The sequence below is a fragment of the Haliea sp. genome (assembly GCF_040221975.1).
GTDB lineage: Bacteria > Pseudomonadota > Gammaproteobacteria > Pseudomonadales > Halieaceae > Haliea.
The window spans coordinates 44,132-64,455 of sequence record NZ_JAVJWR010000019.1; the positions used below are offsets into that span (position 1 = coordinate 44,132).

Below are 20,324 nucleotides of genomic sequence, written 5' to 3' on the forward strand. Positions count from 1 at the left end.
CGCCCCGGGGGGCGGCTGCAGCATGGACCTGTCACTATGCGGCCGGGGCTCAGTGGCTCAAGGTTACCGGGTCCGCACCCTCGAAGCCCCCCAGGTGCAGGGCAACACCCTTGCGGTCCTGGAAACGCACCGTGTCGTCCTCCACCAGGCAATTCACCACCAGCCTTTCACCTGCGGCCGGGACAACCAGTATCCGCATCTCATCCGGCCCTTTCCGGCGCTTGATGCCCACCAACCTGCTGCGGGCATCGTCGCCAAGCGCCATTTCGATCTCCGCCTTGCAGAGCCCCAGATGGCGACTGTCATCCCGGGCCGCCCAGGACGTCAGTGAGGTAGACGCCAGAACCAGACCCATCATCATTACTGTCAACGTTTTCATCGTGCTCCCTCCTTCAGGGGTTACCGGAACCAAGCTTACCCGTTACGATTTTCAGGGGAACTGCCCGCCGATGATCACTCGCGTTGCATTTTCGGACAGGCCAGGAGCACTCCCTCCGGGATACCGGACTGCGGCGCGTCCCCTGAGGTACACTGCGCACATTCGCTCAACAACAGGAACAGACAGACAATGAAGCGCCTGGCCTCACTCACCTTGCAGGGACTGGTTGCGGTGCTGCCCGTGGGCCTGACCCTGTACCTGATCTACTGGTTGTTGTTGGCCATGGAAAGTATCGCCGGGACCGCCCTGCGCGCCGTGCTGCCCCGGGACTGGTATGTCTCGGGCCTGGGGCTGCTCTCTGCCCTGCTCCTGCTGATGCTGGTTGGCCTGCTGGTGAACGCGTATGCCATTCGCCACCTGCTGCGGCTGGGCGATACATTGCTCAGCAGCATCCCGCTGGTGAAATCCGTGCACGGTGCGATCCAGGATGTGCTGCGGGCTTTCAGCATCGCCGACAAGAAACAGGCGGACTCGGTGGTGCTGGTGGAAGTACAGGAGAATGTGCGCCTGATAGGGTTCGTTACAGCCCGCTACCCGCCGGACAAACTGCGCCGCGCACTAGGGGAAAACATTATCGGCGTGTACCTGCCGATGAGTTACCAGCTCGGTGGATATACCGTCTATCTTGCCGCGGACCAGGTACAACCCCTGGACATCAGTGTCGAGGAGGCCATGCGTATCGCGGTCACCGGGGGCATCCAGAGTCCGCAGGGCGATTGAGGTCGAGCACCATCAGCGGGTGTCCAGCTGGGTTGCCACCTTGGCGAACTCTTCGGCAATGACCTCACGCAGAGCGCGCAAACGCGCACTCAGACGCAGGTCACGGTGAGTGAGGACCCAGATATCGGAGCTGTGCACCACCGATGCGCCCGGCACCCTGACAATATCGGGTTGGCCAAAAGCCAGGAAACAGGGCATGAAGACCAGGCCCATGCGGCACTTGGCCGCCATCTGCATCAGGCTCAGATCGCTGATGGCATGGCGCACCGGGCGGTCGGGATGTTGCGTATGCTGCAGCCAGTCCTCGCGCTGACCCGCAGGATAACGGCCGACCCAGGACAGGTGTGAAACATCCTCAGGCGCGTCCGCGCGCAGCAGATCGCGGTGCACATAGGTCGATGAGCTGAGAGGGCAAAGATGCCGACCTATGAGATACTCTGGCGGCTTGCCACCCGCCGGAAGCACACGAATGGCGATATCGGCCTCGCGTCTGCTCAGATCCATGGGAATATCGCTGGGCATCAGTTCCAGCTCGATACCGGGATACTCTTCCGCAAACCGGGCCAGGCGCTGCATCAGGAAGTCCACCCGATCCGGCATGGTCAGACGAATGCTGCCCTCCAGATGCTGGTCGGTGCCGGTGATCCTGCGCTCGGCCGCCAGGACCAGATCTTCAATATGCTCGGCCACCGGCAGCAGTGCCTCCGCCGAGGCGGTCATCCGATAACCGTCGGGCGTGCGATCAAACAGCTGGGTTCGCAGTGATCGCTCCAGCTCATCCAGGCGCCGGGTTACGGTGGAATTGCTGACACCGAGGTCCTGGGCGGCACCCCGTGCAGAACCCCGACGCCCCAGGGCCAGCAGAATCTTCATGTCATCCCAGTCCATGACATCACTCCTGGCTGCAGGCTGATCCCCCGACCGGGCCGCAAACGGTCAGGCGTAGAAAGCCGCAATACGCGCAATAAACCCGGGCAGCTGGGCCGCTGGCAGCTCGTTGATCCCGGCAGCCGCGGCGCGCCCACCGCCCGTGGGAAATTCCCGGCACAGAACATCGGCGCCGGCCTTGTTGTTCAGCGGGGCCCGCACGCTGACCAGAAAATTGCCATCGGCCCGTGCCGTGACCACCGCGTGCGCCCGGTCCGGATCGTTGTTGGCCAGATCGTTGCCGAACACCCCGCTCACCCGCCGTGCCCAGGCAGCATCGGGCAGCAGGTAGATCGCCGCCGCTGCATCCTGGTATTCCGGGGCAAGGGCCGCTGCCGCTGCCATGTCTTCCCGAAAACCGCTCTGCAGATGCTGGAAATGTTCCCCTTCCGCTGCCATGAAGGCGAACGGATCATCATAGTGGCTGAGCAGCCGATACAGCTCTGCCGGATGAAAGTGCAGGTCTTCCAGCGTTGGTCCGTAACCATTGTAGTTGATGTAAATGCCCAGTTGCTCCAGCTGTTCCAGCTGTTCCAGGTTGAGGCCCAAGGGTCGGGCCAGCCGTAGTGCGCTATCCCGCAGGTTGTCGCCAAAGGTACCTACCACGGCCCAGGATGGGAAAGCTCCCTGCAGGTGACCGTTGACCAACAGGCTGGTACAGACATCCGCAGCGGGATTGATCAGGGTCTGCAGCTGTGCGCTCTGGGGGATATCACCAGCGAAATGATGGTCGCAGTAGAACACTTCCGCTCCAGCCGCGAGCAGGCGCTCCAGATCGCTGCGATTTTTATCCAGGGACACATCGAGCACTGTGATCTGTGATCCGTGTTCGGCATTCACCTGCTTGAGCAGGGAGGTATCCCGCTTGACTCCGGTAACGAGAACCGCATCCCGGGGTTGTGCCCGCCGCAGCTGCACCAGCGCACAGATTCCGTCGGCGTCACCATTGAAGACGTCGTAGTGTTGCATTCGATTACCTTACGGAAAGCCTCAGGACTTTTCCGGAAACAGTTCCTGAACATTGGAAAGACCCAGAGCCGGGCCGATCTTGGGCTTGGGCTTGGGCTTTGCCAACAGAGGCCCGCCAGCCATGCCCTGCTTGCGCCAGACGTGGTCGTAGCGCACCTCGTGGCTGTTGAAGCCACTGACCACGGCATTCAGCACGGAAGTGATCCCCGCGCAGTCCATGCTGTCGCAATAGCCTTTCAGCTCGGTCAGCATGCGGTGGATCTGGCCATAGGACAGGCACTCTTCCTCGGCGCGCATGATCATCGGATGACCGGTACCGGTAACATTGCTGCCCAGCAGCAATTCCTCGCGCAGCTTTTCACCCGGGCGCAAACCGATGAACTCGATCTGTATGTGATCCTGGGCGTGACTGTCGTGCTGCATCTCGTACCCGCTGAGGCGGATCATGCGCCGCGCCAGATCGACAATGCGCACCGGTTCACCCATATCCAGCACAAACACGTCGCCGCCGGTGCCCATCGCCCCGGCCTGCAGCACCAGTTGCGCCGCTTCCTGTATCGTCATGAAGTAGCGCGAAACCTCCGGATGCGTCACCGTTACCGGTCCGCCGGTTTCGATCTGCTCCCGGAACAGGGGCACAACAGAGCCCGACGACCCCAGCACGTTGCCGAACCGCACCATGCAAAAGCGGGTGCGGGTTTCGCGCTGGGCCAGGCCCTGCAGTACCAGTTCGGCGAAACGCTTCGAGGCGCCCATGATATTGGTGGGGCGGACGGCCTTGTCCGTCGACACCAGGACAAAGGTTTCCACCCCCGCCTTGCGCGCGGCCTCGGCCGCGTACCAGGTGCCGAAGACATTGTTGGCAACACCTTCCGCGACGTTGTACTCCACCATCGGCACATGTTTGTAGGCCGCTGCGTGATAGACCGTCTGTACAGCGAAGGTGCGGTACACGGTCTCCAATCGACGCTGGTCCTGCACTGAGCCAAGCAAGGCAATGATTTCCACCCTGGAACCAAGGGCCTGCCTGGTTTCCCGCAGTTCGCGCTCCACGCTGTAGAGTGCGTATTCGGAATTGTCCAGCAACAGCAGCTCGCGCGGTCCGGAGGTGAGGATCTGGCGGCACAGTTCGGAGCCAATGGAGCCACCAGCACCGGTCACCATCACCACCTTGTCGGTGATACAGCGATCAATCAGTTCCGGGTGGGGAGGTACGGGATCGCGACCCAGGAGATCATCCAGGTCGATGTCCTGGATCTGGTTGACGCTGGCGCGACCGGCCACCAGCTCACTGATTTTCGGAACTGTACGCACATGCACGGGCAGGCCGACCAGGGAATTGATGATCTCGCGCCGGCGCTCGGATGACGCCGAGGGTATCGCCAGCAGCACCTGGGTAATGTTGTGCTCACCGATGAGGCGCTTGATTTCCTCGGGCCTGGCCACCTGCAGACCGTTGATCACGGAGTGCTGCAGACGCGGATCGTCATCCACAAACACGACCGCGCGATACTGGTCGCCGTGGTGCAGAGCCGTCAGCAGCTGTCGCCCTGAATCCCCCGCACCATAGATAATGACATTGCGTGACAGGGAGCGCAGCTTGGCCTGATAGTAGGCGCGCACGGTGAGCCGCGTGCCCCCGATCAGCAGCAGCGCGATAACCCAGTAGAAAAACGGCATTGCCCGCGGTACATCCGCCTGCAGCAGGAATACGGTAGATGCCAGCACCAGGGTGGAATAGGTCACCGCAGTAATGACAGCCCAGATCGCCTGCTGCCCCATGAAGCGGATTACCGCACGGTAAAGGCCCAGGCGCAGGAAAATGATGGCGCTGACAACAATGGTGATCGCGGCGCAAAGGACCTCTATAGAGCCGGGAGCAAACTGACTATTGCCGTAGCGCAGAATCACGGCGCCCCACATGGCAGCACTGACAAAGACCATGTCAAGTGCCAGTAACAGCGCCTGCTTGATATTGCGGGGAAGTTCTACCAGTTTTTCCACAGCGTCACGCACGGTTCCCATCATCCGGGAGATCGCTTGCAGCACACCATCGCCAAGCCGATTAAGCAAATTTCCTCCCACTCCGGATGGTCGTGACAGGCCCGCTTGCAACCGGTATATATGGTGCGAACCCCTGCTGCCAATACTACGGCAAACCCTTCATCTTGGCCATGCCAAGCAAAAGCGGAAGATATGCCAAAATTACCAATAAAAGCTGGAATTCAGGCCAGCGCCAGATCGTCCACGCGATTGGGAACAGCCACAGTGCGTTGAGTGCAAGCAGCAGGAAGTCAACCGCCGCATGCGAGTCCCAGTGTCGGCTCAGGCGCTGATAAGCATGCTCCCTGTGGGCCTCCAGCAACGGCGCGCCACGCAGCCAGCGCACCGCCAGGGTCCAGCTGGCATCGGTGACGAAACCCGCCAGCAGCACCAGCCAGCAAGCCGGCGGCAACGCACCCGAACCGGCGCCGTGAAGAGCAAGCCCACCCAGCAGGAAACCAAGCGGGACGCTGCCGGCATCACCCATGAACAGCCGTGCCGGTGGCCAGTTCCAATACAGGAAACCCAACTGGCAGAGGGCCAGCAAGGTACAGAACAGCGCGAATTCGGGCGCACCGGCGAGCAGTGACAGAAGCGCCGCGCTACCGGCCGCAAGGACGCACTGCAACGCTGCGATACCGTCGATCCCATCCATGAAATTGTACAGATTAAGCAGCCACAGCAGTCCAAGCACCAGCAAAGGCCACAGCACCCAGCCAGGGATTGCCGGGTCAGGGGGCAGGCCCGGCGCCAGCCCCCAGACCAGGGCGCCACAGCAGAGCCCGTAGACACCCAGCCGCAATAGTGCCGGCAGGTTGCAACGATCATCGACCATGCCCACCAGCATCAGCACCAGGGCGAGGCCCAACAACAGCCAGTAGGCTGCAGACCAGCCGACGCCGCCCGCCGCGGCAACCACTACCGACAACACCAGGGCAAGAATAATGCCCGCCCCGCCACCACTGGGCGTGGCCCGGGTGTGGGAGCTGCGATGCCCGGGATGGTCCAGCCAATTGCCGCGCTGCGCCCAGCGCAGCCAGATCCCGCACAGCAATGCCGATGCCAAAGGCGCGACAAGCATTGCCAGCATCATGTCGCAGCGGCCGGACGAGCGACCATGGCGGGAGCGACACTGGCAAGGGTTTGCTGTGGCTGCCAGCCCGTCGCTCGCAACAGGGCGTGATTGTCATAGCGCTCTGCCCCGAACAATTTGCCGTAGCTGCTGCCTCCCGGCTGGCGCTGCAAAAGGTCCAGCGCCGAGGCGAGCATGCGCCAGCACCAGCTCGGCAACTGTCGTCCACTACCGCGCCCGAGAGCCGCCCGCAACACCTGGTAGACATGGCGGGTGGTATAGTCCTCCCCGTCCGTGACGATCCAGGTGTGTACGCCCTCGCCAACGACCTGGGGCAACCGCAACAGGAGCCCGGCGAGATCCTCGACCCCTATCATGGAGCGAGCCCCGCCTTCGGGCGGAGCAGGCACGCCGACGCGCGCTGCACGCAGCAGCCACTGCAGGTTGCCCCGGGGCCGGGGTCCGTAAACCAGCGCCGGCCGCAAAATCACCACGGCCATGGCGCTGGCCGCAAAATGCTCCCGCAGTGCGCACTCCGCCCTCCATTTCGATCGGCCGTAGGGAGCGGATGGAACCGCCACCTCATTCTCGCGTCGAGGTTCGCTGCCGGCGGCAGGTCCCATTGCCTTGACACTGCTGAGATAGATGAACAGGCGTACACCGGCGCGTTCCGCCGCTTCGGCCAGGGCAAGGGTGGCCCGATAGTTGACCTCCTCGTGGAGTTGTGCCGGCGCCTGCTGATGGGCAATACCCGCGAGGTGATACACCACATCAACACCTTCCAGCAAGGCGCCGGCAATCGGTCCCTGGCGCAAGTCCGCGGCGCGGGTAACGCGCCCACACGGCAGGGTGCCCCCGCTGCAGCTGAGCGGGAGAAACGCGCGCCCCGAAGCCGTCAGCTGGCGACAAAGCTCCCTGCCGACGTACCCGGTAGCGCCGGTCACCAGTGCTTGCATTCCCACCTCACCGCCAATAGCGGACAACGTAAAAAGGGGCCGAAGCCCCCTATGATACGGATGCCCACAGCCTATTCCAGTGTTATAACAGCTCGGTTTTTGTCCAGCGTTGCCTGGCCGATACCTTTCACATCAGCCAGCTCCTCCACGGTGCCGAAAGGGCCGTAGGTTTCCCGGTAGCGGATAATATCCTCTGCCCGGGACATGCCTACACCCTGAAGACCCGCCGCCAGCGCAGCGGCATCCGCGGTATTGATATTGACCAGTTGCACCTGCACCGCCGCCGCAGTTGCCGGCGGCTCAGTGACAGTTTCCGCCTGCGTCAGCCCGGGCATCAGCCCCAGACCCAGCAACGCGGCCAGCAATGGTGCGACCGGCCAGGATGCGACCGGCCAGGATGCGGCCGGCCATGGTCCATGGCGGCGGTTTTTCAGCGGGCGTCCGGTCAAACCGGCACCCGATACAACTTGAGACGAGTTTTCGAGGTATGTCATGGCGTAATCTCCGTTTACGAGTCGGCATCCTTGCGCATCCGTATCGGGAAACAGTGTAGCAATCGGCAGGAGATGGCCAAGCCCATTGGCCACATTTGATGTTACGGGGCGGAGAGGCCGAGCTCCGAGTGCACCCGCTGCAGCGCCGCCAGCGGATCCCGCGCAGCGGTTATGGAGCGGCCAATGACCAGATAATCTGCCCCCAGCTCACGCGCATCGGCCGGAGTAACCACCCTGCGCTGGTCTCCCGGCGAGTCTCCCGCCAGGCGAATCCCCGGTGTCACCAGGCGGAAATCGGGACCGTGCAGCTGCCGCAGCAAAGGCGCCTCCTGCGCCGAACAAACCACCCCATCCAGGCCGCAATCCGCGACCAGGCCCGCCAGGCGCTGCACTCGCTGCAGCGCGGTTTCCACGTAACCCAGCTCGGCCAGGTCCTCGTCAGTCATGCTGGTCAGGACCGTGACGCCAATCAGCAACGGCGGCCGATCATAGACCTGCAGTGCGCTGGCAGCGGCCTCCAGCATCCGGCGGCCACCGCTGGCATGCACGTTCACCATCCACACACCGAGATCGGCAGCGGCTCGCACGGCACCGGCGACAGTGTTGGGGATGTCGTGGAATTTCAGGTCCAGGAATATCTCGAAGCCGCAGTCCTGCAACCGCCGGACCAGGCCTGGTCCGGCACGGGTAAACAGTTCCTTGCCGATCTTGAGGCGACACAACTGCGGCGACAGCTGCCCGGCCAGCGCCAGGGCCGCGGCTTCTTCGGCGTAATCCAGTGCCACCAGAACAGGGGAGTCCATGCTTCCTACCTTTGATCTTGCGCGGGCCGCTATCAGTCGACACGGTTGCCGCGGATGGATTTTACGGTGCCCCAGTGCTTGCAGCCGGGGCAGAACCAGTGCAGTTGGCGGCCAGCGAAACCGCAGTGACTGCAGCGATAGGTCGGACGCTCGGCGAGCAGGCGCTCTACCAGGCGCTCCAGCAGACTGAGATTATCCCTTATCTGACCTTCGGTATTGTTCATCTGCAAACCGATCAGGCGTGACAGGCCACGCAGGGACGGATATTTTGCCAGCTGCGCCGACAGGAATGTCGCCGCCGCCTGGTCGCCACTGGTGCTGCGTATGTCGTCGGCCACCGCCAGTACCAGCGGCGCTGCGGGAGTCGCCTGCAGACACTCTTCCAGGTACTGGCGCAGAGTCTGCTCCTCTCCCAGTTGCCGATACGCCTCCTGCAGCGTCGGTATGGTTTCGGGAATATACTCCGGGTCCTGCTGCCTGACCTTGCGCAGGGCCTTGACGGCCTGGCGGTAATTGCCGGCCTGGCACTCCAGCTCGCCGATCATCAACGAGGCGCGCACGCAGAGCCGGTCGTGGACCAGGGCTTGCTGCAGCTCCTTGCGAGCACCCTGGATATTCCCCTGCTTGAGCAGCTCCGCTGCCAGCTCACAGTGGTAGTGCGCCAGCGCCACCGCGACCGGCTGGCGGCTGGCGCCAAGCGGGGCGGGCCCGGTCTGGCTGAGCAGTGACTTGCGCGGCAACAACGCGGTAGCGACCTGAATGGCATTGGCCCACTCGCGCTGGCTCTGAAAGATCTCCAGCAGATGACGCTGGCTGGCCCGGCGCTGTTCCGGGGAATCCTTGACCAGGTCCAGCAACAGCCGCTCCGCCCGGTCAAACAGGCCGGCACTGATATAATCCCGGGCGAGCTCCAGGTGGGCCTGGTGCACCTGCTGCCGGGGCAGGCTGGGCCGGGCCAGCAGGTTCTGGTGAATACGGATGGCGCGGTCCACCTCGCCACGCTTGCGCAGCAGGTTACCCAGGGCAATGTGGGTCTCCAGGGTTTCGGTGTTGACTTCCAGGGCATTGATAAATGCGTCCACCGCACCGTCCGGGCGGCCATCCAGCAGGTAGTTCAGGCCCTTGTAATACTGGCCGGGGAGATCCGTGGTGGCGATGCGAACGCTGCGCCTTCCCAACCACCAGCCAATGCCGATAGCGGCAAACAGCAGCAGGAAAACCAGCAGATCAGTCACCGTCTTTGATTCCGGCGACCCGCAACCGATCCAGTTCCACCTTGCACTTGTCGAGCTTGCGCTGCGCGATCGCCAGCCGACCGCGCAACCTCAGAATAATGACGCTCGATACCAGCAGCCCCAACACGCCACCCAACGCAAGTGCCGCCAGCAGCCACAGAGAGAGACTCCGCGGCGCGAATTCATGGACCAGCAGATCGAGACCGATCGGCTGGTGATTCTGCAGGGCAAACAGCACGCCCGCTGCCAGCATCGCCAGAATCACCAGCAGGGAAACCACCTTGCGCAACACGTTCATATGCCTGTCCCCCGACTTCCTTCCCAAGTCCCGCTCAGAACCCTGCCTGCAGTCCCAGGTTGACGCGTTCGCGCAACTCCTTGCCCGGCTTGAAGTGGGGCACATACTTGCCCGTGAGCTCGACCGTATCTCCGGTCTTTGGATTGCGGCCGCGACGGGGCTCGCGGTAGTGCAGGGAAAAACTCCCAAAGCCACGGATCTCGATACGCTCTCCCGTCGCCAGCGCTTCCGACATGTGTTCGAGAATGGTTTTGATCGCGAGTTCCACGTCTTTCAGCGACAGTTGGGTCTGCCGTGCAGCGATTGCCTCGATCAATTCACTTTTGGTCATTGTGCCTCCGCCCCTGCACTTTTTTTAAGCTCGGCCACGGGCGCACAGCGCGCCCTTTTCGGCCATTGTGACGCTGCCGGGACAATAGCGCAACTTGTTATTTTATAACGAAAAAAGGCCCACCCGAGGGTGAGCCTTGTGCTTTGGGAGCGCAGTCTTTGTGGGAGCGCAGTCTCTGCGCGATCGCCCGCAAAGCGGGCTCCCACAATGGGCGATCGCCCGCAGAGCGGGCTCCCACAATGCGCGATCGCCCGCAGAGCGGGCTCCCACAATGGGCCGTCGCCCGCGGAGCGGGCTCCCACAATGGGCCGCCGCCCGCGGCGCGGGCTCCTGCCGTGAGGTGGTTACTTTTCCATCTGCGCCTTGATCAGGTCGCCGATGGTAGTGGCGGAGGATGTGTCCTCCTGCTCCTTCAGCGACTTGACCGCATCTTTCTCGTCGTCGAAATCCTTGGCCTTGATGGACAGTGCCAGGCCGCGGTTCTTGCGGTCGACGGAGATGATCTTGGCTTCGACGCTGTCACCGACCTTGTACAGGCTGCGAGCATCGTCCACCTTGTCGCGACTGATATCGGAGGCCTTGAGGATACCCTCGACCTCGTCCGCCAGCTTGATAGTGACCGACTTGGCGTCGACGTCGACAACTTCGCCAGTGACGATGGATCCGCGATCATTCTCGGCCACGTAGCCGGAGAAGGCATCGTCTTCGAGTTGCTTGATACCCAGGGAGATACGCTCACGCTCGGGGTCGATGGAGAGGATAACCGTCTCGATTTCATCGCCCTTCTTGTAGTTGCGCACCGCTTCCTCGCCAGCTTCGTTCCAGCTGATGTCGGACAGGTGTACCAGGCCGTCGATGTTGCCTTCCAGGCCGATGAAGATGCCGAAGTCGGTAATCGACTTGATGCTGCCGGCAATCTTGTCGCCCTTGCTGTACTGGGAGGCGAAAGCATCCCAGGGGTTCTGCTGGCACTGCTTGATACCCAGCGAGATGCGGCGACGCTCCTCGTCGATATCCAGCACCATGACTTCCACTTCGTCACCCAGCTGGACGATCTTGGAGGGGTGCACGTTCTTGTTGGTCCAATCCATCTCGGACACGTGCACCAGGCCTTCCACGCCCTCTTCCAGCTCGGCAAAGCAGCCGTAGTCAGTGAGGTTGGTGACGCGGGCCTTGACCCGGCTGCCCTCGGGGTAGCGGTTGGTGATTTCCACCCACGGATCCTCGCCCAGCTGCTTGAGGCCCAGTGACACGCGGTTGCGCTCGCGGTCGAACTTGAGGATCTTGACGTCGATTTCCTGGCCCACTTCGACAATCTCGGAGGGGTGCTTGATGCGCTTCCAGGCCATGTCGGTAATGTGCAGCAGACCATCGACGCCACCCAGATCCACGAACGCGCCGTAGTCGGTGAGGTTCTTGACGATACCCTTGACGGACATGCCTTCCTGCAGGGACTCCAGCAGGGCTTCGCGCTCGACGCTGTTGGCCGCTTCCATCACCGCACGGCGGGAAACCACCACGTTGTTGCGCTTCTGGTCCAGCTTGATGACCTTGAATTCGAGTTCCTTGTTTTCCAGGTGCGCAGTATCGCGAACCGGGCGCACATCGACCAGCGAGCCGGGCAGGAACGCGCGGATGGTGTTGATATCGACGGTAAAGCCACCCTTGACCTTGCCGTTGATGACACCCTTGACCACTTCGTCCGCCTCGTGCGCAGCTTCGAGCTCTTTCCAGGACTCGGCGCGCTTGGCTTTCTCGCGGGACAGCTTGGTCTCGCCGAAACCGTCTTCCACGGTTTCCAGGGCGACCTGGACCTCATCGCCAATGCTCAGCGAACAGTTGCCGGCGGCGTCGAGGAATTGGGCACGAGGAATCACGCCTTCAGACTTCAGGCCTGCGTGGACGGTGACCCACTCGTTATCGATGTCGATGACCACACCGGTGACAATGCTACCGGGCTCCATTTCGACAGTTTTCAAGCTTTCTTCAAAGAGTTCAGCGAAGGATTCGCTCATTACACATTACCTGTCAGTGAGATTACGGCGGAAATCCGCCTTGCCATGCCTCCAGCTGGCACGGGTCATCCAGTTTAAACCACCCCCGTGCCACTTCTGGAACCGGCGTCGGGAGCAGTGCTTGCAAAACCATTTTCGTCACACCAGGCGACGGCGATGAGCTCAGGCCAGGCCTCTCTCACGCGCCGCTGCCATGACTGCGGCAAACACATCGGCAATCGGCATGTGGCTGCTGTCGATGACAATGGCGTCTTCAGCGGGGACCAGCGGGGAGACGGAGCGGCTACTGTCGCGCGCATCCCGCTCCTCGATATCCTCAAGAAGGCGCGGGAGACTAACATTTTCCCCCTTTTCGAGCAACTGCCGGTATCGGCGCCGGGCGCGCTCCTCACTGCTGGCAGTCAGGAAGATCTTCAGCGGCGCATCGGGAAACACCACCGTACCCATGTCGCGACCGTCGGCGACCAGGCCCGGAGGCCGCAGGAACTCGCGCTGGCGCTGCAGCAGGGCCTCGCGGACCGCGGGAATGGCGGCCACCGTTGAGGCGCCGCGGCCGCCCTCTTCGGTGCGGATCTCCCGGCTGACGTCAGTACCCTTATACAACACGCGCACCTCGCCGTTGCCGTCGGTAAAGAATTCAACCTGCAGGTGCCGGGCCACTTCCGTCACCGCTGCCGCATCCTCCCAGGACACCCCCTCCATCACGCAGGCCTGGCCGGTCACGCGATACAGGGCACCGCTATCGAGGAAATGCCAGTGCAGGGTATCCGCCAGCAGGTGGCTGAGGGTGCCCTTGCCGGCACCGCTGGGGCCATCGACCGTGATTACTGACAGCCGGGGCATCAGTCGACCCGGGCCGAAATCTGCAGGCCCAGTCCCCGCGCCAGGGCGTCGAAGCCGGGAAACGAGGTGGCGACAGGGTCGCAATCGAGGATGCGAATCTCGGCGCTCGCACGCAGGGCCGCTATGGCGAAGGACATGGCGATGCGGTGGTCGTGACAGGTGTGGATGACACCGCCACCCAGAGCACCACCGTCAATGATGATGCCGTCCTCCAGCACCTCGTTGTGCACGCCCAGGGTGTCCAGGCCCGCCGCCATGGCGGCGATGCGGTCGCTCTCTTTCACCCGCAGCTCCTCGGCGCCGCGCAGGACGGTGCGGCCACTGGCGCAAGCCGCGGCGATGAACAGGGCGGGGAACTCATCGATGGCCAGTGGCACCTGCTCGCGGGGGATCTCGATACCCTGTAGCGGCGCGTGGCGCACGCGGATGTCCGCAACGGGCTCGCCGCCCACCTCGCGATGGTTCTTCAGGGTAATGTCGGCGCCCATCAGCCGCAAAATGGTGATGACTCCATCGCGAGTGGGGTTGATGCCGACGTGGGTCAGCAGCAGGTCGGACCCCGGCGCGATACTGGCCGCGACCAGGAAAAATGCCGCCGAGGAAATATCGGCAGGCACATCGATCTCCGCCGCCTGCAGGCGGCCGCCACCCTCCAGGCTGATTATCCCGGCCTCTGTGGCCACGCTGTAGCCGAAGCCGCGCAGCATGCGCTCGGTGTGGTCGCGAGTGGGCGCCGGTTCAGTCACCGAGGTACTGCCCCCGGCGTACAGACCCGCCAGCAGGACACAGGACTTGACCTGGGCGCTGGCCATGGGCAGGTCGTAGTGAATGCCGTGCAGTGCCTGGCCACCGCGAATCCGCAGCGGCGGCCTGCCCTCGGCTGTACCCTCAATACTCGCGCCCATCAGGCGCAGCGGCTCGATCACCCGGCCCATCGGCCGCTTGCACAGGGATGCATCGCCGGTCAACTCGCTGTCGAACCCCTGCCCCGCCAGCAGACCGGCAATAAGCCGCATGCTGGTGCCCGAGTTGCCCATGTCCAGTGGTGCCGCAGGCGCCTGCAGACCGTGCAGGCCAACACCGTGCACAGCCACTTCTCCATCCTCGGGACCGTCGATGACCACGCCCAGGGCGCGGAATGCCGCCACGGTCGCCAGGGCATCTTCACCTTCGAGGAAGCCGCTGACCCGCGTTGTACCCTTGGCGAGAGCGCCGAGCATGATCGAGCGATGGGAGATGGATTTGTCCCCGGGCACCCGCGCTTCGCCGCTGATGACACCGCCGGGCAGTAACTGGAATTCCATGGCTGGTCTCTTCTCTCTCGGGGTTGGGGATCGCCGGGTTCAGGCGGGCCGCTGGCCGCGGGCGGCAAGCTCCGCGGCAAAGGCATCGCGGGCATCCTTGGCCCGACTGAAGGTCTCCAGCAAGGCATCCGACTGCTGCTGGTCAATGGCCGCACGCAGCTCCTGCAGATGGTCGCTGAACAGGTCGATAGCCTGCAGCAGTGCCGGCCGGTTGGCAATGGCGATATCCCGCCACATGACCGGGTCACTGGAGGCGATGCGGGTAAAGTCGCGAAAACCGCCGGCGGCAAAGCGGAAGATGTCGGCGCTGGCATCGCTCCGGGCGAGCGCATCCACGAGGGCGTAGGCGAGCACGTGCGGCAGGTGGCTGGTGGCGGCCAGCACCCGATCGTGCTCAGCCACCGCCATGTCGACGACCTCGGCGCCAGTACTGGCCCACATGGCGCGCACCAGCTCCACAGCCGAGGCATCGTTGCCCGGTACCGGCGTCAGGATGACCCGATGATGCAGAAACAGACCGGCATCGGCGGCATCGACACCGCTGCGCTCGGACCCGGCGATCGGATGACCCAGCACCAGTCGCGGCGGCATGCCGCCCCATACGGCTTCGGCGGTGCTCTGCAGGTTGCCCTTGACGCTGGCGACGTCGGTGATAACCGGCGGCTGGGCGCGGCCCTGCAGACGCGGCAGGATTCGCTCCAGCATCTGCGCCGCCACCAGAGTCGGCGTGGCGATGACCAGAATATCGGCGGCATCGACCGCCGCTTCAAGATCCAGGGTGTAGCTGTCGATAATACCCAGCTCCACTCCCCGCTGCAAGGAGGCCTTGCGATGACCCCAGCCGATGCAGCGCCGGCAAAAACCGTTGCCACGCAATGCCGCGGCCAGGGAGCCACCGATGAGGCCCAGTCCCAGCACGACGACGGTGGGGCTGCTGGCTTGCCGTTCTGACCCTGACTCAGCCACGACTACAGCACAGCCCGCGGGTAGGACCCGAGCGGTTTCAGGAGGATGGATTGCTCCTCGAGATCGGCGACAATGCCACGGATGGCTGCATCCTGCATGTGGCCCTCGAACTCAATGAAAAAGACATAGGCCCACTTCTCCGTGCGCGAGGGCCGGGTGTCGATCCGGGTCAGGCTGACGCCGGCGCGACGGAAAGGGTCCAGCAGGGTGAAGAGGGCGCCAGGCTTGTTGCGACTGGAGACAATCAGGGAGGTCTTGTCACGGCCGCTGGGAGGCACTTCCTCGCGCCCCACCACCAGAAAGCGGGTGGTATTGTCCGGGTAGTCCTCGATATGCTCGGCGAGTTTTTCCAGCTGGTACAGCTCCGCGGCCATGTCACCCGCGACGGCAGCCATGCCCGGGGTGGTCGCCGCCAGCCGGGCGGCTTCACCGTTGCTGCTGACCGCCTCGCGCTCAACTTTCGGCCAGTGGCTGTCGAGCCAATTGCGACACTGGGCCAGCGCCTGCTGGTGGGCACAGATGCGGGTGATGGATTCCTCCCCGGTACCGGGAGCTACCAGCAGATGGTGGACGATGCGCATCTCCACTTCGCCGGAGATCTTCAGCGGCGAGTCCATGAAGTTGTCCAGGGTATGACTGACCATGCCCTCGGTGGAGTTCTCCACCGGCACCACACCGTAGTTGCATTCACCGGACTCAACCTGGGAGAACACGCTGTCGATGGTGTTCTGGGGTACGCAGATGGCGGCGTGGCCGAAATGCTTCAGCGCCGCAGCCTGGGTAAAGGTACCCTCGGGACCGAGATAGGCCACCTGCAGCGGCCGCTCCAGCGCCAGGCAGGCGGACATCACCTCGCGGAAAATGTGCGCAATCGCAGCCCCTGTCAGGGGGCCTTCGTTGCGGTCGATAATCCGCTGCAGGATCTGGGCCTCCCGCTCCGGCCGGTAGAAGACCACCTCGGCCACCGGTTCGCCGCGCTCCTGCGCCGCCAGCACTTCCGCCAGCTTGATCTCGGCAACACGCTGGGCACAACCGGCGCGACGCTGGATCAGCGCCTGGATTTCCCGGTCGATGGCGTCGATGTCCGCCCTGACCTGGTCGAGATCCCTGGTATCTGCCATCAACCTGCCCGCCGCCTCAGCCCTTGCGTTGCTCGAAATCCCGCATGAATGCGATCAGGGCATCCACCGCTGCCTCCGGCACCGCATTGTAGAGGCTGGCGCGCATGCCACCCACCGAGCGATGGCCGGCCAGATTCAGCAGCCCAGCGGCCTCCGCTTCCTGCAGGAAGACCTTGTCCAGGTCTGCATCGGCCAGGGTAAAGGGCACGTTCATCAACGAGCGACTGGGGATCTCCACCGGGTTGGAATAGAAGGCGCTGTCGTCGATGGCGGCATACAGTTTCTCCGCCTTGCGGCGGTTGCTTGCAGCCATCGCCCCAAGACCACCAAGATCCTTGAGCCAGGCAAAGACCAGGCCGGCCAGGTAGAGCGCGAAGGTCGGCGGCGTGTTGTACATGGAGTCGTTGTCGGCCGCGGTTTTCCAGTCCAGCATGGCCGGACAACCCGGGCGCGAGCGGCCCAGCAGTTCGCGGCGCACAATCACCAGGGTGAGGCCCGCCGGGCCAATGTTCTTCTGCGCGCCGGCGTAGATCACCCCGAACCGGGAGACATCCAGCGGCTGCGATAGAATCGTCGAGGACATATCCGCCACCAGCGGCGCCGCCACCTCGGGTACCCAGTGAAACTCAACCCCGCCGATGGTCTCGTTGGGTGTGTAGTGAAAATAGGCAGCGTCCGCGGACAGCTGCCAGCTGTCGCGGGGGGGGATGGTACTGAAATTGGTATCCTCGGCGCTGGCGGCAACCCTGACGGTACCGAAACGCTTGCCCTCGGCGATCGCCTTCTTCGACCACTGACCGGTGTTGAGGTAATCGGCAGCACCGCCTTCCGGCATCAGGTTCAGAGGCACTGCGGCAAACTGGGTGCTGGCGCCGCCCTGCAGAAACAGGACTGCATAGTCATCCGGTATCGCCAGCAGCGCCCGCAGGGTCGCCTCCGCCTGTTCGGCAATACCGACAAACTCCTTGCTGCGATGGCTCATCTCCATCACCGACAGGCCGCGGCCGTGCCAGTCCAGCATGTCATTGCGGGCGGTTTCCAGCACCGGCACCGGCAGGGCAGCGGGGCCGGCGCAAAAGTTGTACAAGCGCGTCATTGCGGATATTTCCTCAGGTTGCAGGGAGTGCCGAACGCCTCATTCCGTGGCGTCTTCGGCCCCTTCAGTCACATCGATTTCCGGTTCGGCGATACGCTCGCAGCTGACCAGGAATTCATCCGGCCGGGTGCGGATCACGCGCACACCCTGGGTGTTCCGGCCCAGCACGGACACCTCTTCGGCCCGCGTGCGGACCAGGGTGCCCTGGTTGGAGATCAGCATCAGCTCGTCGCCATCAAACACCTGTACGGCGCCGACCAGGCGGCCGTTGCGGGCGCTGGTGGACATGGCGATAACGCCCTTGTTGCCGCGACCCTTGGTCGGGAACTCGGCCGCGTCGGTGCGCTTGCCGTAGCCGTTCTCGCTCACGGTCAGGATACGCCCGCCCTCGCGCGGGACAATGATAGAGATCAGCTGATGACCTTCGCCGAGACGTATGCCACGCACGCCGCGGGCGGTGCGTGACAGGTCGCGTACATCTTCCTCGCGGAACCGCACAGCCTTGCCCTCGCTGGAAAACAGCATCACGTCGCAGGTGCCGTCGGTGATGGCGGTGCCGATCAGCACGTCGCCCTCATCAAGCGCCAGGGCCCGCAGGCCGACACTGCGCGGACGGGAGAAGGCGGTCAGCGCGGTCTTCTTCACCGTGCCGTTGGCAGTGGCCATGAAGATAAACCAGCCTTCGGTATATTCGTTGACCTGGAGGATGGACGTGACCCGTTCGCCATCCTCCAGCGGCAGCAGGTTGACCATGGGCCGGCCGCGGGAGTTGCGCCCCGCCAGCGGGATCTGGTAGACCTTCAACCAGTACACCTTGCCCATGTTGGTGAAGCAGAGGATGGTGGCGTGGGTGCTGGCAATCAGCAGGTGCTCGACGAAATCCTCGTCCTTCACCGCAGTGGCGGTGCGCCCGGTGCCGCCACGGCGCTGGGCCTGGTAATCGGACAGGGGCTGGGTCTTGGCGTAGCCGCCATGGGAGATGGTGACCACCCGGTCTTCCTCGGTGATCAGGTCTTCCACGGTCAGGTCGTGCTGGGAGGCGCTGATAACGGTCAGGCGGTCGTCGCCAAACTCGGTGACGATGGCTTCCAGCTCTTCGCGGATCACCAGCTTGAGGCGATCGGGATCGTTGAGGATCTCCAGATAATCGGCGATTTCGCGCAGCTTCTCGTCGTACTCGTTGAGCAGCTTTTCATGCTCGAGGCCGGTCAGGCGGTGCAGGCGCAGATCGAGTATGGCCTGGGCCTGGGCCGGGGACAGGAAGTACTGCCCCTCGTGAAGCCCGTACTGCGGCTCCAGTTCATCCGGACGGCAGGCGTCGTCGCCCGCGCGCTGCAACATGGCAGTCACCTCCCCCGGCGACCAGGAACGGGCAATCAGCCCCTCTTTCGCCTCGGAGGAGCTCGGGGAGGCCTTGATCAGCTCGATGATCGGGTCGATATTGGCCAGCGCCACGGCCAGGCCTTCCAGCAGGTGACCGCGCTCGCGAGCCTTGCGCAACAGGTAGACCGTGCGCCGGGTTACCACCTCGCGGCGGTGGCGGATAAAGGCTTCCAGGATCTGCTTCAGATTCAGCAGCTTGGGTTGGCCGTCGACCAGGGCCACCATGTTGATGCCAAACACCGCCTGCAGCTGGGTCTGGGCGTAGAGATTGTTGAGGACCACATCGCCGATTTCGCCGCGGCGCAATTCGATGACCACCCGCATGCCGTCCTTGTCGGACTCGTCGCGCAACTCGGAAATGCCTTCGATCTTCTTTTCCTTGACCAGCTCGGCAATGCGCTCGATCAGGCGCGCCTTGTTCAGCTGGTAGGGCAGCTCGTGAATGATGATCACGTCGCGGCCCTTGCTCTCCTCGCGGATCACCTCGGCCTTGGCCCGCACATAAATGCGGCCGCGACCGGTGCGGTAGGCCTGGATGATGCCTGCGCGACCATTGATGGTGGCGCCGGTGGGGAAATCCGGCCCCGGAATATGGTCCATGAGCTCGTCGACCGTCATGTCCGGATTGCCCATGAGGGCCAGACACCCGCTGACCACTTCGCGCAGGTTGTGCGGGGGAATGTTGGTGGCCATGCCGACCGCGATCCCGGAGGAGCCGTTGATCAGCAGGTTGGGCACCCGGGTGGGCATGACTGCCGGAATCCGCTCGGTGCCATCGTAGTTGTCGACAAAGTCGACCGTTTCCTTGTCCAGGTCCGCGAGGATCGCGTGGGAGATCTTGCGCATGCGGATTTCGGTGTAGCGCATGGCGGCCGCGGAATCGCCGTCAACCGAGCCGAAGTTGCCCTGGCCGTCCACCAGCATGTAGCGCATGGAAAAGGACTGGGCCATGCGCACGATGGTGTCATAGACTGCCGAGTCGCCGTGGGGGTGGTACTTGCCGATCACGTCACCGACGATGCGGGCCGACTTCTTGTAGCCCTTGTTCCAGTCGTTGTTGAGCTCGTTCATCGCAAACAGCACGCGCCGGTGCACCGGCTTCAGGCCATCGCGCACATCCGGGAGGGCGCGGCCCACGATCACGCTCATGGCGTAATCGAGGTAGGACTGCTTGAGCTCGTCCTCGATGTTGACGGGAAGAATTTCCTTGGCTAATTCACCCATGTACCACAGCTTCCTTGTATGACCGCGTTGAGCGTTCCGGGTACGGTGCGCGGAACGTCTCCGGACAGGTGCCCGGAGGCCGGCT

The 20,324-nt window shown here is 63.4% G+C and carries 19 protein-coding genes; 1 reads left to right on the forward strand and 18 read right to left on the reverse strand.

Annotation, left to right across the window (positions count from 1 at the left end; genetic code table 11):
* Nucleotides 1-49: 49 nt before the first annotated feature.
* Nucleotides 50-379 carry a hypothetical protein gene (locus RLO07_RS07750; RefSeq protein ID WP_462291565.1) on the reverse strand — a complete coding sequence of 110 codons (330 nt, stop codon included), beginning with the start codon at nt 377-379 and terminating at the stop codon, nt 50-52.
* A gap of 189 nt (nt 380-568) precedes the next feature.
* Here RLO07_RS07750 and RLO07_RS07755 point away from each other — a divergent pair, with 189 nt between their 5' ends.
* A complete protein-coding gene (locus RLO07_RS07755) occupies nt 569-1,159 on the forward strand; it encodes a DUF502 domain-containing protein (RefSeq protein ID WP_462291566.1) in 591 nt (196 codons plus the stop codon).
* Nucleotides 1,160-1,171: 12 nt separating this feature from the next.
* Here RLO07_RS07755 and RLO07_RS07760 read toward each other — a convergent pair whose 3' ends face one another.
* From RLO07_RS07760 to gyrA, 17 genes are all read right to left on the reverse strand, one after another.
* Entirely contained in the window at nt 1,172-2,047 is an 876-nt protein-coding gene (locus RLO07_RS07760) for a LysR family transcriptional regulator (RefSeq protein ID WP_462291567.1), read from the reverse strand.
* Between the two features lie 48 nt (nt 2,048-2,095).
* The gene (locus RLO07_RS07765; protein ID WP_462291568.1) at nt 2,096-3,055 is read right to left on the reverse strand and encodes a DHH family phosphoesterase; all 960 of its coding nucleotides are present in this window, start codon (nt 3,053-3,055) and stop codon (nt 2,096-2,098) included.
* A 21-nt stretch (nt 3,056-3,076) separates the two neighbouring features.
* Entirely contained in the window at nt 3,077-5,128 is a 2,052-nt protein-coding gene (locus RLO07_RS07770; protein ID WP_462291569.1) for a polysaccharide biosynthesis protein, read from the reverse strand.
* 76 nt (nt 5,129-5,204) lie between these two features.
* The gene (locus RLO07_RS07775; RefSeq protein WP_462291570.1) at nt 5,205-6,191 is read right to left on the reverse strand and encodes an MraY family glycosyltransferase; all 987 of its coding nucleotides are present in this window, start codon (nt 6,189-6,191) and stop codon (nt 5,205-5,207) included.
* Nucleotides 6,188-7,126, reverse strand: coding sequence for an NAD-dependent epimerase/dehydratase family protein (locus RLO07_RS07780; RefSeq protein WP_462291571.1), 939 nt, complete (start codon nt 7,124-7,126; stop codon nt 6,188-6,190). Before RLO07_RS07780 ends, RLO07_RS07775 begins: the two co-directional genes overlap by 4 nt.
* A 71-nt stretch (nt 7,127-7,197) precedes the next feature.
* Nucleotides 7,198-7,620 (reverse strand): ComEA family DNA-binding protein, encoded by a 423-nt coding sequence (locus RLO07_RS07785; protein WP_462291572.1) that lies wholly within the window; start codon nt 7,618-7,620, stop codon nt 7,198-7,200.
* 101 nt (nt 7,621-7,721) lie between these two features.
* Nucleotides 7,722-8,423 carry an orotidine-5'-phosphate decarboxylase gene (gene pyrF / locus RLO07_RS07790; protein WP_462291573.1) on the reverse strand — a complete coding sequence of 234 codons (702 nt, stop codon included), beginning with the start codon at nt 8,421-8,423 and terminating at the stop codon, nt 7,722-7,724.
* 32 nt (nt 8,424-8,455) lie between these two features.
* Nucleotides 8,456-9,658: a lipopolysaccharide assembly protein LapB gene (gene lapB / locus RLO07_RS07795; protein ID WP_462291574.1), complete on the reverse strand. Its 1,203-nt coding sequence runs from the start codon at nt 9,656-9,658 to the stop codon at nt 8,456-8,458.
* A complete protein-coding gene (locus RLO07_RS07800; protein WP_462291575.1) occupies nt 9,651-9,956 on the reverse strand; it encodes a lipopolysaccharide assembly protein LapA domain-containing protein in 306 nt (101 codons plus the stop codon). The genes lapB and RLO07_RS07800 overlap by 8 nt, the downstream gene beginning before the upstream one ends.
* Before the next feature lie 34 nt (nt 9,957-9,990).
* Nucleotides 9,991-10,287, reverse strand: a complete 297-nt coding sequence (ihfB, locus tag RLO07_RS07805) for an integration host factor subunit beta (protein WP_462291576.1) — start codon at nt 10,285-10,287, stop codon at nt 9,991-9,993.
* Nucleotides 10,288-10,631: 344 nt separating this feature from the next.
* On the reverse strand, nt 10,632-12,302 hold the full coding sequence (gene rpsA, locus RLO07_RS07810; protein WP_462291577.1) for a 30S ribosomal protein S1: 1,671 nt from the start codon (nt 12,300-12,302) through the stop codon (nt 10,632-10,634).
* 162 nt (nt 12,303-12,464) lie between these two features.
* Complete coding sequence (gene cmk, locus RLO07_RS07815) at nt 12,465-13,145, reverse strand: (d)CMP kinase (RefSeq protein ID WP_462291578.1); 681 nt, start codon at nt 13,143-13,145, stop codon at nt 12,465-12,467.
* Nucleotides 13,145-14,449, reverse strand: coding sequence for a 3-phosphoshikimate 1-carboxyvinyltransferase (aroA, locus tag RLO07_RS07820; protein ID WP_462291579.1), 1,305 nt, complete (start codon nt 14,447-14,449; stop codon nt 13,145-13,147). Before aroA ends, cmk begins: the two co-directional genes overlap by 1 nt.
* A 39-nt stretch (nt 14,450-14,488) precedes the next feature.
* Entirely contained in the window at nt 14,489-15,415 is a 927-nt protein-coding gene (locus tag RLO07_RS07825) for a prephenate dehydrogenase/arogenate dehydrogenase family protein (RefSeq protein WP_462291580.1), read from the reverse strand.
* Nucleotides 15,416-15,417: 2 nt separating this feature from the next.
* Entirely contained in the window at nt 15,418-16,536 is a 1,119-nt protein-coding gene (gene pheA / locus RLO07_RS07830; protein WP_462291581.1) for a prephenate dehydratase, read from the reverse strand.
* Nucleotides 16,537-16,552: 16 nt separating this feature from the next.
* Nucleotides 16,553-17,632, reverse strand: coding sequence for a 3-phosphoserine/phosphohydroxythreonine transaminase (gene serC / locus RLO07_RS07835; protein WP_462291582.1), 1,080 nt, complete (start codon nt 17,630-17,632; stop codon nt 16,553-16,555).
* A gap of 39 nt (nt 17,633-17,671) precedes the next feature.
* A complete protein-coding gene (gene gyrA, locus RLO07_RS07840; protein ID WP_462291583.1) occupies nt 17,672-20,239 on the reverse strand; it encodes a DNA gyrase subunit A in 2,568 nt (855 codons plus the stop codon).
* Between the last annotated feature and the right edge of the window lie 85 nt (nt 20,240-20,324).